Source organism: Methanomicrobium sp., from assembly GCF_055145805.1.
Genome location: NZ_JBSREC010000068.1, coordinates 17,115 through 31,170 on the forward strand (window position 1 = coordinate 17,115; position 14,056 = coordinate 31,170).

General features: G+C 38.0%; 17 protein-coding genes and 3 tRNA genes. 10 read left to right on the top strand and 10 right to left on the bottom strand.

Translation table 11 applies throughout. From position 1 onward, the window contains the following. The first annotated feature begins 10 nt into the window (after positions 1–10). The 4 genes from ACTB1O_RS06445 to ACTB1O_RS06460 all read left to right on the top strand — a co-directional run bounded on the left by ACTB1O_RS06445 (position 11) and on the right by ACTB1O_RS06460 (position 2,439). Positions 11–81, top strand: a tRNA-Gly gene (locus tag ACTB1O_RS06445). Positions 82–173: 92 nt separating this feature from the next. Further along, positions 174–848: a DUF5612 domain-containing protein gene (locus ACTB1O_RS06450; protein ID WP_462994316.1), complete on the top strand. Its 675-nt coding sequence runs from the start codon at positions 174–176 to the stop codon at positions 846–848. Then, entirely contained in the window at positions 845–1,423 is a 579-nt protein-coding gene (locus tag ACTB1O_RS06455; RefSeq protein WP_462994317.1) for an L-threonylcarbamoyladenylate synthase, read from the top strand. Before ACTB1O_RS06450 ends, ACTB1O_RS06455 begins: the two co-directional genes overlap by 4 nt. Before the next feature lie 86 nt (positions 1,424–1,509). Beyond that, the gene (locus ACTB1O_RS06460; protein WP_462994318.1) at positions 1,510–2,439 is read left to right on the top strand and encodes a DNA polymerase subunit beta; all 930 of its coding nucleotides are present in this window, start codon (positions 1,510–1,512) and stop codon (positions 2,437–2,439) included. 66 nt (positions 2,440–2,505) lie between these two features. Here ACTB1O_RS06460 and ACTB1O_RS06465 read toward each other — a convergent pair whose 3' ends face one another. Both ACTB1O_RS06465 and ACTB1O_RS06470 read right to left on the bottom strand, forming a co-directional pair. Beyond that, entirely contained in the window at positions 2,506–3,114 is a 609-nt protein-coding gene (locus ACTB1O_RS06465) for a hypothetical protein (protein ID WP_462994319.1), read from the bottom strand. Positions 3,115–3,193: 79 nt separating this feature from the next. Beyond that, a complete protein-coding gene (locus tag ACTB1O_RS06470) occupies positions 3,194–3,859 on the bottom strand; it encodes a CRISPR-associated protein Cas4 (protein ID WP_462994320.1) in 666 nt (221 codons plus the stop codon). Between the two features lie 68 nt (positions 3,860–3,927). Here ACTB1O_RS06470 and ACTB1O_RS06475 point away from each other — a divergent pair, with 68 nt between their 5' ends. Both ACTB1O_RS06475 and ACTB1O_RS06480 read left to right on the top strand, forming a co-directional pair. After that, a complete protein-coding gene (locus ACTB1O_RS06475; RefSeq protein WP_462994321.1) occupies positions 3,928–4,227 on the top strand; it encodes a DUF3467 domain-containing protein in 300 nt (99 codons plus the stop codon). A gap of 91 nt (positions 4,228–4,318) precedes the next feature. Next, positions 4,319–4,390, top strand: a tRNA-Thr gene (locus ACTB1O_RS06480). A 160-nt stretch (positions 4,391–4,550) separates the two neighbouring features. Here ACTB1O_RS06480 and ACTB1O_RS06485 read toward each other — a convergent pair. From ACTB1O_RS06485 to ACTB1O_RS06495, 3 genes are all read right to left on the bottom strand, one after another. Further along, on the bottom strand, positions 4,551–5,201 hold the full coding sequence (locus tag ACTB1O_RS06485; protein ID WP_462994322.1) for a DUF47 domain-containing protein: 651 nt from the start codon (positions 5,199–5,201) through the stop codon (positions 4,551–4,553). A gap of 2 nt (positions 5,202–5,203) precedes the next feature. After that, positions 5,204–6,235 (bottom strand): anion permease, encoded by a 1,032-nt coding sequence (locus tag ACTB1O_RS06490; RefSeq protein WP_462994323.1) that lies wholly within the window; start codon positions 6,233–6,235, stop codon positions 5,204–5,206. 168 nt (positions 6,236–6,403) lie between these two features. Next, positions 6,404–7,396 carry a cache domain-containing protein gene (locus ACTB1O_RS06495; RefSeq protein WP_462994324.1) on the bottom strand — a complete coding sequence of 331 codons (993 nt, stop codon included), beginning with the start codon at positions 7,394–7,396 and terminating at the stop codon, positions 6,404–6,406. Between the two features lie 144 nt (positions 7,397–7,540). Here ACTB1O_RS06495 and ACTB1O_RS06500 point away from each other — a divergent pair. From ACTB1O_RS06500 to ACTB1O_RS06510, 3 genes are all read left to right on the top strand, one after another. Beyond that, positions 7,541–7,614: transfer RNA gene (locus ACTB1O_RS06500), tRNA-Val, on the top strand. Between the two features lie 88 nt (positions 7,615–7,702). Beyond that, positions 7,703–7,873, top strand: coding sequence for a hypothetical protein (locus ACTB1O_RS06505; protein WP_462994325.1), 171 nt, complete (start codon positions 7,703–7,705; stop codon positions 7,871–7,873). A 103-nt stretch (positions 7,874–7,976) separates the two neighbouring features. After that, positions 7,977–9,491: an aldehyde dehydrogenase family protein gene (locus ACTB1O_RS06510; protein ID WP_462994326.1), complete on the top strand. Its 1,515-nt coding sequence runs from the start codon at positions 7,977–7,979 to the stop codon at positions 9,489–9,491. On the opposite strand, the gene ACTB1O_RS06515 is transcribed toward ACTB1O_RS06510, so the two are convergent. The 4 genes from ACTB1O_RS06515 to ACTB1O_RS06530 are packed head-to-tail and all read right to left on the bottom strand — an operon-like array spanning position 9,479 to position 12,153. Continuing rightward, positions 9,479–10,711 (bottom strand): LamG domain-containing protein, encoded by a 1,233-nt coding sequence (locus ACTB1O_RS06515; protein WP_462994327.1) that lies wholly within the window; start codon positions 10,709–10,711, stop codon positions 9,479–9,481. The genes ACTB1O_RS06510 and ACTB1O_RS06515 overlap by 13 nt on opposite strands. Before the next feature lie 34 nt (positions 10,712–10,745). Next, positions 10,746–11,009, bottom strand: coding sequence for a hypothetical protein (locus tag ACTB1O_RS06520; RefSeq protein WP_462994328.1), 264 nt, complete (start codon positions 11,007–11,009; stop codon positions 10,746–10,748). A gap of 41 nt (positions 11,010–11,050) precedes the next feature. After that, positions 11,051–11,584 (bottom strand): hypothetical protein, encoded by a 534-nt coding sequence (locus tag ACTB1O_RS06525; RefSeq protein WP_462994329.1) that lies wholly within the window; start codon positions 11,582–11,584, stop codon positions 11,051–11,053. A 47-nt stretch (positions 11,585–11,631) separates the two neighbouring features. Further along, positions 11,632–12,153 carry a hypothetical protein gene (locus ACTB1O_RS06530; protein WP_462994330.1) on the bottom strand — a complete coding sequence of 174 codons (522 nt, stop codon included), beginning with the start codon at positions 12,151–12,153 and terminating at the stop codon, positions 11,632–11,634. 86 nt (positions 12,154–12,239) lie between these two features. Between ACTB1O_RS06530 and nifB the strand changes: the two genes are divergently transcribed. Further along, positions 12,240–13,136 carry a nitrogenase cofactor biosynthesis protein NifB gene (gene nifB, locus ACTB1O_RS06535; protein WP_462994331.1) on the top strand — a complete coding sequence of 299 codons (897 nt, stop codon included), beginning with the start codon at positions 12,240–12,242 and terminating at the stop codon, positions 13,134–13,136. Positions 13,137–13,289: 153 nt separating this feature from the next. On the opposite strand, the gene ACTB1O_RS06540 is transcribed toward nifB, so the two are convergent. Beyond that, positions 13,290–14,056 (bottom strand): cytochrome c biogenesis CcdA family protein (locus ACTB1O_RS06540; RefSeq protein WP_462994332.1); only part of this gene is annotated, 767 nt, incomplete at its 5' end.

Consider the following 14,056-nt stretch of genomic DNA (forward strand, 5'->3'; position numbering starts at 1 on the left):
AGTATTATCTGCGGTAATAGTCTAGCGGCAGGACAGTGGCTTCCCAAGCCTCTGACCCGGGTTCGATTCCCGGTTATCGCATCTTTTTTTTATTTGACTGAATGTTTAAAAACCATTTTTTTAGTTATTAAAAAGATATAATTATCCTAAAATACAAGATAGATTCACAACAAATGACAAATTCGGAAATATATGCTATCAGCATTTTAAGTGAAAACTGCCAGGGGGTATTAAGGGATGTATCTGAGGTTATGGTGTCACATGGTGCGAACATAGTTCTTGCACAGGCATCTGTCCTTCCGACAGGCATTGAAGGTGAAAGTTCTTTTATCTACTTTGAATTTGAAAATGTGGATGACATAGATTCCTTGTCTTCTGATCTGTTGGAACTGAAAAATATCCATTCAGTAAAGGCATATCAGCCGCTTTCAAAGATATTTGGTAAGAGAATTATTATTGTCGGAGGCGGGGCACAGGTGGCACAGGTTGCGATGGGTGCCGTTAATGAGGCAGACCGCCATAACATTCGCGGGGAAAGAATTTCTGTCGACACTATTCCTCTTGTCGGAGAAAAGGACCTTGCTGCAACAATTGATGCGGTATGCCGTCTGCCAAGAGTTGCCGTGCTTGTACTTGCAGGTTCACTTATGGGAGGATCAATATCCGAATCAGTTGAAAAAGTACGTTCATCAGGTATACCTGTAATTTCACTTCGGATGGCCGGTAGTATACCAAAGCATGCTGATCTTATTGTTACTGATCCTATTCAGGCCGGTGTTTTTGCAGTAATGCATTCCAGTGATCTTGCGGTATTTGACATAAATCGTATCAGGGGGCAGCAATTTTGAGAACAAAGATAGATGAAGCTGTTTCTGTCCTGCATCGTGACGGTCTGATAGTCTATCCCACCGAAACTGTATATGGCCTTGGTTGTGATGCATTTTCGGATAATGCAATCCACAGGGTATATGAGGTTAAGAAAAGGCCTTTATCAAATCCTGTTTCCATAGCTGTCTGTGATCTGGAAATGGCTCTTGCGGTAACTTTAATGAGTGATTTTGAGCAGGAATTCATGGAAAAATTCCTGCCGGGCCCGGTTACGGCAATAGTTAAGGCTAACAAGTGTATACCCTCTATTCTGACCGGAGGGACGGGATATATAGGAATACGAATGCCTGACAATGAGACTGCCTTAAAAATTATAAGTGAGTTTGATGCTCCCATTACATCAACAAGTGCCAATATTTCCGGCGGAAAAGCACCTGTGGAGTTTAGTGAGATTTCTGTTGTTTATGATCTCTTTATAGACGGGGGAATTCTTCCGGGGACTCCCAGCACTGTTGTGGATTTGGTAAATAAAAATATAATACGGGCTGGAAGAGATATTGAAGCGATTGGAAAATTTCTTGCAGAAAAAGAATAATTTATGGAATTTTAAGGAATAAGATGGAAAAAAATTATGAAAAATATTTTTTCATGGTTTTATTTTAAATTATGGAATTTTTGTTTATGAAAGCGATAAGACTTCGGGATTTTATTGAGGATAAAGATGGTTGTCTTTATGCTGTGTCGGCTTATGATAATGAGAAAAAGGCAGGATGCGTTCTTAGATATGTTCCTGATGAGAACGGGGAAAGAATTTCAAGATATGGTATAAGATATAAAAAATACGATTTTGAACCTGCATTTGAATACATAAAAAAGCACAAACCTGAATATCTTGATATTGTTCACCGCGTTCCGTTAGGGGACATAAAAAGAGTTCTAAAACCTGAAGATGAGGTTGAAAGTATTATGGCAGGAGACCTGCGTGTTTTGAGACTTTCAGAAATATTCGGGGTTCCAAAAGGTACTTACGGGTGCACCGGTTCTCTTCTCTGCGGTCTTGAGAATGAGGCCTCTGATATTGATATGGTGGTTTACGGGAATTTTTGGTTTTTAGCCCAGAAAAATTTGATTGAGGCTGTAAAGTCCGGCAGAATAAAAGCACTTTCGGATAAGATGTGGGAGAAGGTCTACAATAAGCGTGTCCCTGAGATTGATTATGAGACATTTGTTCTGCATGAGAAAAGAAAGTGGAATCGGGGGGAGATCGACGGTACTTATTTTGATCTGCTTTACACCCGCGGATATGAGGATGTAAATTCGGTCAATATTGTAAAGGGTCCTGTTCTTGGCAAAAAAACAATTGAGGCCAGAGTCACCGATGCATCCCTGTCATTTGACAGTCCTGCTGTATATTCTGTTGATCATCCTGAAATTTCAAGAGTATTGTCCTTTACTCATACATACAGCGGGCAGGCTCTGAAGGGTGAAATTATTGAAGCCTGTGGTATTATGGAAGATCACGGAGATGAAAAATGGCTTGTGGTCGGTACAACCAGAGAGGCAAAAGGGGAGTATATAGTCTCAAAAACATTAATTAAAGAAAAATTGTAAGAACATCCTGATTTTATCAGGAACATAATTAAAAATTAAAAAAAAAGTTTTTTAAAAAAATTATAATTATGCAACTTTTGAGAGACCTTTTAGATCTGTTTGTGTGTTAAACACGGTCAGATAGTCTTCTTTGCCGTCTGCAACTGAAGTGAAAACCATGAATCTGTCATTTACATTGACATACTGCGTTATTACATTTTCAATTTTATCAGTTATAATCCAGCCGGGAAATCCCTGAACTGTTGTCTTTTTAAATGAAACATCAGGTGTATCAAGTTCCATATAGGTATCCCATGTTGCCATATATCCGACATTTTCTCCGGCAGTATCCTGTATGATTACATCAACTACTGCTTCTCCGCCAAGCTTTTGTTCATATGTTTTTGAAACCCAGCTCCATGTGTAACCTCCATCACTCGTCTGAAGTCCCACTGCTTCTCCGCTTTCCCAGTTGCCTGTCGCAGTTGGCAGATATTGCTTTAGAACTGAGTTGTGGATCGCTTCACCGGCAACTACTGTACCTGTGGATCCCTGGACTGCCGGTGCCTGAGTCTGTTCAACTGACTGGGGTGCCGCAGTATCGCCGGAACCTGTGCAGCCTGCTGTTAATACAAAACACAATACTATAAATGAGAGTGAAAGAATTTTCACTTTTTTAATAACATTTTCATCCATAAAAATATGACCTCCGTTACCATTTCAGATTTATAGCATACACAATATATAATAATATCTTCATTGAATAAAGATTGATTTAGATCATTTCTGAAAGTTTTACAGGCCCGTTTGAGCATTTATCTTTTAGATAACAATTTTCACAGGGCAGATTTTTATGTTTTGCAGGAATATTTCCTGATATTATCTTTTTTGCCTGCTTAATGGCAGATAAGGCATCTCTTCTGTCTCTTGGGGAAACTGTACATACCCTTGAGATTCCGGATGGGATATATTCAAGGATTATCTCTTCAGCATCTATTCCGAGAGATTCTCTGGCACAAAGTGAGAAGCATGCACAGCGGACTCTGTCAGCTTTATAGACTCCTGTCTCCGGTGCAGGGCTCAGTCTTGTAAGGGCAAAATAAGGTTTTTCATCAAAATACCTGTCAACTATGCCGTGTATTCCAAATTTTTTTGAAGAAACCCTGACATCGTTTTGCGATGCCGCTGACCATCGTGACAGTCTGCAATTATTTATCCATGTGTTATACAATTCATAATATTCAGAGGAGATTTCCGGATTAATTATTCTTATTTCATCCCATATTTCATCAGGCAGAATCTCTTCGCCAAGATGGTATGATATCTGCTTAGCCAGAGTGTAATTTTCAGGTTCTTTAAGATTTTTATTATTTTGTTCAAGTATGAATCGTATGGGGCAGATATGGCATGAGACAACGGATGAGATTTTTAATGATTCCATTATGATATTCCTCGAATTTTTCAGGCGATATAAAAAATCCTTATCTGTTCTAAGATAAATAATATGGTATGGAAAAACGCGATATTGCAGTAAACCTGCCACAGGACCTTGATCCTGTATATGCAAACCGGATTCAGGTTGCATACAAGGATGATGAGTTCACATTTGTTTTTCTTCACGAAATTCCCGGGACAAATCATGCGAGGGCTAAAGCAATTGTGTCAATAAGCCCTAAGCATGCGAAGAATTTCTCAGAAGTTCTTTCAAAGACTGTTTCTGATTATGAAGCCAAATTTGGGGAAATAAAAGGGGTTGTGGAGTCAAAAAACGGCTCTGATTCGGGTGTTACAATCAGGGGTTACTCCTGATAAGTCATTTGTGGGTTTTATCAAAGCAGGATTCAATCCACCTGTTTTATAATTTTTTAAAGAAAAGTTATACAGGCATAATCATAATTTTGCCGTTGTGGCTTAGAGGTATAGCGGCTGATTCGTAATCAGCAGGTCGGGGGTTCAAATCCCTCCAACGGCTTATTTTGTTCTGTTTTCTTGTTTGCAGAACGACAGCCCCCTTCAAGCATACCGCTTTGGGTACGCTCTGGGGGTGGGATAACGACAATATCTTAATAATTCAAAAAAAAAAGAAAGTTAATATTTTTTTGTTGAAAAGGTTTAATTTTTCATTTATTAATTTAATTCAGTCCCACAACAGCCTTGTGTAAAAGGTCAATTGTTCTTTGAAGAGCCCATCCTGCATCTTTTAAATGGTGATAGATCTCTCTTTTTTTAAGTGCCTCAATTGCGTTATCGTTATTTAAAATCATAGTCATGCCTGAGATATAAAAGTCATCAATCTCATGCATATGCCGCCTGGCATCTCTTATCTTTTTTTCAACCGTGATTCTGTCAGATTTCATTATTGTGACTGCTTCAGCCATACTTTTTGTACCGCTGTGAAGTGCACCGGCCATATTTAAAATTGCATCATCGGGTGCAACTCCGAATGCGTACATCTCTTTTGCAGTCTCTTTTGAGTAGTTGAGAATATAATCCATATTTCTTGACAGAGTGTATATGTCCTGCCTGTCAAAAGGCGTTGAAAATGCATTGATTAATTTTTCCTCCATATCATGCCGCATACTGTCAGCATCAACCGCATTTTTTTCAAGATCAACCGGTTCTTTAACAGGATTGTTCTCAAGCCATTTACAAAAGCATTCCACGCCACTAAGTGTCATTTCCGCCTGTTTGGCAAGCATAATCTCAAAATTATACTCTCTTGGAAAGATAGAATTGAAAATGCTGTTTTTTTTCTTAATCCACTCTTTTGTTTTTATCTTCATTTTTAAGAAACTCCTGCCAGGGATGAGATTGCAATATAGATTATTGAAGATATAAGCATCGTAATAGGAATAGTCATAATCATCGCAATAATTATATCTTTTCCTACTGACCACTGAACCTTTTTCGGGTTTTCTGCTGCACCTGCTCCAAGTACAGACATGGATATAATATGTGTTGAGGATACAGGAGCACCTGCCAGTGTTGAGAGTGCTATTGAGATACCGGATGAGATCTGTGAATCAAAAGAGTGTATTGGTTTTAGTTTAAAAATCCTGTTTCCAAGTGTCTTCATAATTCTCCATCCTCCTCCAAGAGTTCCGAGTGTAAGGAATACAGCACACATTATCCGTACCCAGAGCGGAATGTCAAGAGTTGCGGATTCTCCGGCGGCAAAAAGAACAAGGGCAATTATCCCAAGCTGTTTTTGTGAGTCGTTTGCGCCGTTACTGAATGCAATGACAGCTGCTGCCAGCCAGTTCATTCTGATAATTTTTTTATTGATTGATATTTTCCTGTTTTTTAAGATCAACATCGATGATTTATGGAGCAGATAGCTTCCAAAAAGACCAATTAATACCGAAACAATCAAAAAAATTAGAATTTTGACAAGACCTGCCAGTTCATGTGAAGAGGATAAGAGTTCATTAAAACCCCAGTATACACTGTTTATTCCCTCTCCTGCAACAGCTGCACCGATAAGACCGCCAATTAATGCATGAGTGGATGATGAGGGAAGGCCGAATTTCCAGGTAAAAAAATTCCATAAAGTTGCACCGGTGATTGCCGCAAGCATTACCAGTACAACCTTTACGCCTGAATCAACCGATATAAGTCCGGAAAGTGTAAATGCAACGGCACTTCCTCCAAGCAAAGCACCCAGTAATGTCATTGCTGCAACAAATGATATTCCCTGTCTGGGTGTTGCAGATCTGGATGCAATAAATGTTGCAGCTACTGAGCTTGCATCCTGAAATCCGTTTGTAAATGTAAATGCAAACGCCAGAAGCACGGTAATGAGAGTTATTCCAAACATAAAAAACCCGGAGATTGGTTTTATTTTATAATGTCCGCAATTTCATATTTGGAGATCATTGGGCTATTCAACCTGATTATGATTTCTCAGGGTAGATCTGTAATCATCAAATGATAAAAAGCGGATTATCTCTTTTATATGGATGTTAATTTCAGATTTAAAAAATGTTTAGTTGGTTTTTATGCTTTCTGTAAGGTCACTCATATAAACGCCTGAACCGAGCCACCATTCGTCATTTACAGGAAGTACATATCCCAGTTTTAATTCCGGTTTGTTATCCTTTGCCGGATTTTCCCATCCGAACACAACAAACCCCCCTCCGATTTTGGCTGTCTTTGATAGCATTTCAATCGAATGAACTCCGTATGGTCCGACTTTTCCCCAGAGGTTTTTACCGATGTATTCTGTAAAATATGGATGTGCCAGAAGGTTTCCCTCATAATCATATGCATATATATAACGGTCCCCGTCTGTGAAAGTTCCGTTTTTCCTGCTGATCTCTTCAATAGCTCTTTCTTTTCCATTTTCTTTTGCGTATTCAACTGCAGATTTCGTAAGATCTATCTCATTTTGAATAATTTCAGGCATTGCACCTGTTTTTGGATCCTTAAATTCAGAAAGATATATTCCTGAACCTATCCACCATTCTTTGTCTATCTTTTTTACGTAGCCAATCTTTGGTTCATAAGAAAGCTCAGCACTCTCATTTATTGTTCCTGTTGTAGTTGGTGAAGGATACATGTACATTATAAATCCGCTGCCTTTATCTGCTATATCTCTGGCTGCTTTCACAAACAAAAGGCCGTTTGCCGTTGTCCAGTTCAGACGGTTTGTCCCTGTTTTCTCTTTTTGATACGGATGTGCGAGCAGGTTTCCTTCAAAGTCATATGCATATATGTAGAGGTTATTATCTGAGAACTGTCCGCTTTCGGTGTTAAAAATTTTTAATGCAGCATCTTTGCCGTTTTCCTTTGCATATTTTTCAGCTGTATCAACAAATTTTATCAGTGTCTGTTCACCTCCGGCCAAATCCGGAGGCAGTTTTTCAGAGGTGTCTTTTTCATCTGGATTAAGTCCTGTACATCCTGAAGTGAAAAGGACAGATAAAAAGATTAACGAGATGAAAAAATATCCTGATATTTTTTTAATAGATAATTTCATTATTTTTCTGTTTATTGCATATATAAGAAAAATCTATTTATTTCACATTAATCTGGAAATGATATTGACAGTGGTTTTCTTTCCAAAAATAAATCCAACAGATTTAATAATCAATAATACAAATATGGTAGAGCACGATTCTAAGGGCTCGTGGTCTAGCTGGTTATGACGTCGCCTTTACACGGCGAAGATCTTGAGTTCGAATCTCAACGGGCCCACTATTTTTAAACAAATTTTAAAAAAATTAAGAATAAATCTATTTGAACAAAAAATGTGTTCTATCATTGATAAGGAAAAAATAATATCATGAAATTTGATCATCAGGAGATAATTCTTCTTTTTATATCAGTTGTTGCCGGTTATTTTGCAGGAAATTTTCATCCTGTCTTTCCGCTTTCGTTGATAATTTTTGCAATTACAATAGTAATAGTCTATTATACCGGCGATTTTCTCCTTAAAAAGATCAGAATGAGATAGATTTCCGTAATATTCCTTTTTACCATAAACAATATTTAGTGATTAAATATCAAAAACGATATCTGCGGTAATTTTATCATTTTTCCGGCTGTAATAGATTCTGATGTCAGATTCTAAATATAGCCCCGCAAAAGGATATTTATCTTTAGATAAATTTTCAAAGAATAAATCAGGGGAAAGTAATTCTTTTGAATTTATCATTGGTGGTGAGTTTAGAAGGAGCAAAAATCTCCTTAATGTGATATATCCTTACACGGGGGAAGTTTTTTCGTCTGTATATCTTGCATCAGAATCAGATGCCGATGATGCAATAAATGCTGCAGGATTGGGTTTTAATCTGACAAAAAAACTAAAATCCTTTGAAAGACGGGAAATTCTTGAAAGACTTGCAGATTTAATGTGGGATAAGAGAAAGGAATTTGCTGAAATTCTGATAAAAGAGGGCGGAAAGGTCCGTGATCTTGCTGAGGGTGAAGTACAAAGAGCAATTGAGACGATAAAAATCTCTGCTGAAGAGTCAGTAAGAATTGGCGGAGAACTGGTTCCTCTTGACAGAACTCCTCAGGGAGCAGATCATATCTGTTTTACAAAGCGTTTTCCTATTGGAGCTGTACTTGCAATAACTCCCTTCAATTACCCGCTAAATCTTGCCTGCCATAAGATAGGGCCTGCAATTGCGGCAGGAAATTCATTCCTACTAAAGCCGGCATCGAAAACACCGTTATCCTCACTTCTTTTGGGAGATCTTATACTAAAGGCCGGATATCCGAAAAGTGCGGTAAATGTTCTTCCCTGTTCGTCAGAAGTTGCTGAAAAGATGGCTTCTGATGACAGGATAGCTTTTTTAAGCTTTACAGGAAGTCCTGATGTCGGCTGGCATTTAAAAACAGTTACAGGCAGAAAAAAGGTCAGCCTTGAGCTTGGCGGGAATGCTGCAGTAATTGTTCATGAGGATGCCGACTTAAATTATACTGCCGGAAAAATCTTTACAGGTGTAACTTCAAATGCAGGTCAGGTCTGTATTTCAGTCCAGAGGATATTTGCCCATCGGAGTATTCATGATGATTTGCTCTCTCTTCTGAAAGAAAAGTTTGATAGTGCAAGGCCCGGGGATCCTTATGAATCAGGAGTACTGCTTGGCCCCATGATATCGGAAAGCTCAGCAACTGATGTGATGAAAAAAATAAACAAAGCAATTGAAGGTGGTGCAAAACTGGTATCAGGGGGCGGGTGCAAGGGGGCTGAGCTCATGCCTTCTCTGCTTAAAGGAACAAACCCCCGGATGTCTGTTGATTCATCAGAAATATTTGCGCCCGTTGCAACAATCTCGGAATATGAAAATATAGAGGATGCGATAGAAGCGGCTAATAATTCACTATTCGGCCTTCAAACCGGGATTTTTACAAAAGATATCGGAAATATAATGAAAGCCTTTGAAGATATTGAAGCCGGGGGGGTAATTATCAATGATATTCCTACATTCCGTGTAGACTGCATGCCATACGGTGGTATAAAAATGTCCGGTCTGGGCCGGGAAGGGCCGCGTTATGCAATTGAAGAGATGACTGAGATGAAGACTTTGATAATAAACAATCTCAAAAAAAATTATGCCTGGTAATTGATATAATTATAATTTATCTCATCGGTTGTGAGTGCCCTGTCATAAAATGCAAAATCGCCTATGTCACCCTCATAGTAAAAATAATTAGAGGTTGTTGCACCCCATTCCTGTTGACCTATATGCAGATTCTGGTTGTTTCCGGTAATATCTACCGACTGGTCTCCGCCTGAAACGGCCGGGGCACCTATGACATTTGAAATATAAAACTTATAGTCGTAATTAGTTGTGTCAATATAGATGCTTGCACTTTCATCCTTTACTACCAAAGTAAGGTATGACCACTGGTTGGGATCTAAATCTACAATGTCAGTTTTTATATGACGATGTGTACCTGTTGTTGCATCATTCCATTCAAACCAGATTTCCTGATCGATTATGAATAAATCGTAATTGTCATTTGTATCGGTTGTGCCTTTACCAAGTATATTGTGATATCCCGCAGTAATTGAAGGATTCATCCACAGGGATATTGTCATATCACCGCTCAGGTCGATTGCATCATCATCAGTGACATATATGGAATCATCGCCGTCAAAATGCCTTGCGGACATTCCGTCAGGTCCTGTTGAAGGTGTTGTAGTGTCACTGACAATCGGGATGACTGCACCTGACGGGGTGGTTAGATTTCCTCCTGTCCACATTATTCCTGATAATAAGTTTACTCCTCCTGACAGGGTAAATTCATCCTGATAGATTATAGTGTCCGAAATACCATCAACCATGGTAAGTATCCATACGCCATCTTCAAACGGAACAATGTCCTTTAATTCAGCTGATTTTGGTGATTCCGAATCAATGACAATCTGATTTTTCAGGTTGTATATGTAAAGCTCGTTACCATATATATTACTAAAATCCGATCCTGTCTTAAGTTCTGTGTTGTGCATTACATTTTCCGGGTCAGTCATATAAATTGAAACTTCAGGAGAATCACCTGCAGAGTTCTCGAATCCGGCAAGATGAAATTCATCCCCGGCAAGAGGTGTCAGTGATATCATTTCAAGAGGCTGTCCGGCAGCCATTGACAGTTTTTTTACTTCTACACTGGATGCGACATATGGAATGTCCTCCAAAAGGTCTGTAGGTCCAAAAAAGACTATTGCTGTAATTCCTGTCAGGGCAATTACCAGAATAATGATAAAAATAACTCCGATAATATTTGAGACTGCGCTTTCATTTATTGACTTTATGATATTTGTCCCCATTTTATCAAACATCCTGTATATAATTTCAAATTTGTAAGTATAAAGATTATGCATTTTTTTTATTGATGGGATTTTTATCATCAACGGAAATCTCTACCAATATCTCAGATGCAATTGTATTTATCATAATTATCTCATGCTCAGGCTCAACTTTTTTTGATAAAACAGTCATTTTGTCATTTTTTTCTGATAACCGGGTAATCAGACATCCTGTTGTGATCTCCATGCATTCGAGTTCACCTTTATATCCTGATATTTTTTTCACAAGTCCTGTTTCATTTTTTTCCATATCTGATGCTTTTTTTATCATGAGTATCTGCCAGAAATTGGTTTGGAAAAGAAAAATTAAGTTTAATTCCTGGTATCCTGCAGGGTAATTATTGCACCGTAATTGTATGGTTTATCAATTGAAAGTGACCCTTGTATAGAATCAGTGGGCAGTTCAGCTATTGCGTTTTTCACATTATTCGGATAAAGTGTTGTGGCCACATTTCTATAAGGAATCCCTGCAGCAATTACGTCTTCCTTTGTCTGTGGATTAAATGTCGGGGAAACATCATCATAATTATATGCGAATATTGTTGACATAAGGACCATTCCCGTTCCTGTCGCACCCATGGTATTTGAACTGTCAAATTTAACTACTACATTAAGGGTGTTGCTTCCGGAATTTTTTCCATCAACTGTTATCTTTGTCGAATAGATGTTATCGCCGATAACAAGTAGAGGTTCTGTTACCACATACTGCTCTTTTACAGGTGTCTGTGTGGCTGTAATTGCAGGTGTTGCAGTTTCGGTTGCGATTGTACTGTCACTGGCAGTACAGCCGGAGAAGAGAATCAAAGCTGCAAAAATTACAAGAATAAAAATGATTTTTCTGTTCATAAATTTAAAAAGGATTTATATATTAAAAATATATCCTTTTTTATAATTTATTGAAGCCTGAAAAGAATTCCGTAATTATATGGATCATTTGTATCAATCACTTCACCTGATGGAGAATCTGAGATTTCAATTTTGTCCGGATAAACATTGTTTGGATAAACATGTATGCTTCGTGACTGATATGGAATTTTAGAATTCATTATCTCATCTATTGTTTTTGGATTAAAATCTGCAGGGACTTTTGCTGTATTATAAGCAAATGCAGTCACAATAATCTTCCATCCGTCCTGATTTGTAAAAGAATCAGTCTTTTTAGAATCAAGTGTATAATAGATTAAAAGTGCTGAATTATCATTTACCGGTTTTGAATCAGTGATAATTGTTATTTCATCAGGAATTTTGTCCCCTTTTACAATTACAGGACTCTCCTGTACCTGCGGTTGTGGCGCTGATGTTTCAGTAATTATTGAATCCGTTTCTTCTGTACTTTGTGTTGCCGTGCATCCTGAGGCCAGGATAAGAAATACAGCAAATAATATCAGAGCAGTAATAGATTTTATCTTCATCATATTCCCCTTTTACAGAGTTTACCAAATCTTTGGTCAGTTTGGTTACGTTTTTTAGTTATTAGGTCAATCTACTTTATAAGATCGATATGAATGATAATGAATACCCGACTGCAAAAGTAGACGGCAAAGATGTACCTTATGATCCTGAACAGCTCAGGAAAATAAATGATCATCCCTGTTACAGTGAGAAGGCATGTCACACCGCCGGCCGGATGCATCTGGCAGTTGCACCTGACTGTAATATACAGTGCAACTATTGTATACGTGATTTTGACTGTGTAAATGAAAGCCGACCCGGAGTATGCAGCGAAGTTTTAAAACCTCTTCAGGCTTTGGAACTTGTTGAAAAGGCACTAAAGCAGTTTCCTTATATTAAGGTAATTGGAATTGCAGGGCCTGGAGATCCTCTTGCGAACGAAGAGACCTTTGAGACTCTTAAACTGCTAAAAGAAAAGTTTCCTACACCAATTAAATGTCTAAGCACAAACGGCCTTCTTCTGCCTGAAAAGATTGACGAGCTTGTAGGATATGGTGTCGGGAATATTACAGTCACAATGAATGCTGTTGATCCTGCAATAGGCGAGAAGATATACTCGTTTGTTGAATGGGAAGGCAAAAAACTCCATGGCAGGGAGGCGGCTGAAAAACTTCTCTCCCAGCAGCTTAAGGGAATAAAAATGGCTGTGGATAGAAAAGTTCTTGTAAAGGTAAACGCAGTCTTTATTCCGGGTATTAATGATCATCATATTGTTGATATCGCAAAAAAGGCAGGTGAGATGGGAGTTTTTACATTTAATCTCATACCTGTGATTCCGCAGTACAAGTTCAAGGACATTGTTCCGCCAACCCATGCAGAAAAGGTGGCTATGCAGGATACATGTGCGCCTTACGTAAAACAGATGAGACACTGCAAGCGGTGCAGGTCGGATGCTATAGGAATACTGGGTCACGATGTCCAGGATTGCTTAAAGAGCAAAGACTAATTTTTCTTTTTTTTAGAATTTTTAATTAATTATAAACAAAAATATTCTCTCTCAAAAATTTGATAAAATAGACTATTTAAAGAAATAAACCTGTTATAAAAGCTGGTTTTATCTTTTCCATTTATGCAAAAAATGATTTGCAGGTTTTTTATTTCAGAATTGCCACCATATGACAATTATTCCTATAAAAATAAGAATAATTCCCATTGTGGCTTTCATGCTTTTTCGATAATCTTCTCTAAATCTGTTTATGATACCTGGTGAAAGTCCGAGAGTACAGGCAATTGTAATTAGAACAAGTGGAAGAACAAATAATGCATTATAAATGATTAAATATGGAATGCCTTCATAAAATGTCATCTCTGCTGAAAGAAGGCTTAATATGGCAAGATATATTCCGCCTGTGCATGGAAGTTCAAAAATACCTACAGTTATTCCAAGTAAAAATGCCGCAGGAATTGAGGCATTTTTAATAAAAGCGTTTAAAAATTTTTTTGAAGACTGGGGAATTGATAATGAAAGGGGAGATTTCTTCAAAAAAGCATCTGAAATATTTATAATTCCGGCAGCTATTGCGACAGTTCCTGCAAATATTGAAAAAAGATATGAAAAACCGGCGATCTGAATAAAACCAAATATCCCCAGTCCTGCCAGTATGTAAAAAATAAATACGGCTGAGGTGTATGTCAGTCCCAAAAGAAGCATCTTCTTTTTGGATTCAGCAGACATTAAGGATATTAAAAGGAATACAAGGACTGCAAATGCACAGGGGTTTATCCCGTCAATGAGTCCTGCAGTTGCCACAAGGTACAGATTTATCTTTGAACCGGAATCCGGTTTAATTAGTGATGGAGAATCCTCTTTTTCCATCCATCTCTTTTCATATTCACTGTCCGGGATCAGTCCTCCATCAATATAAC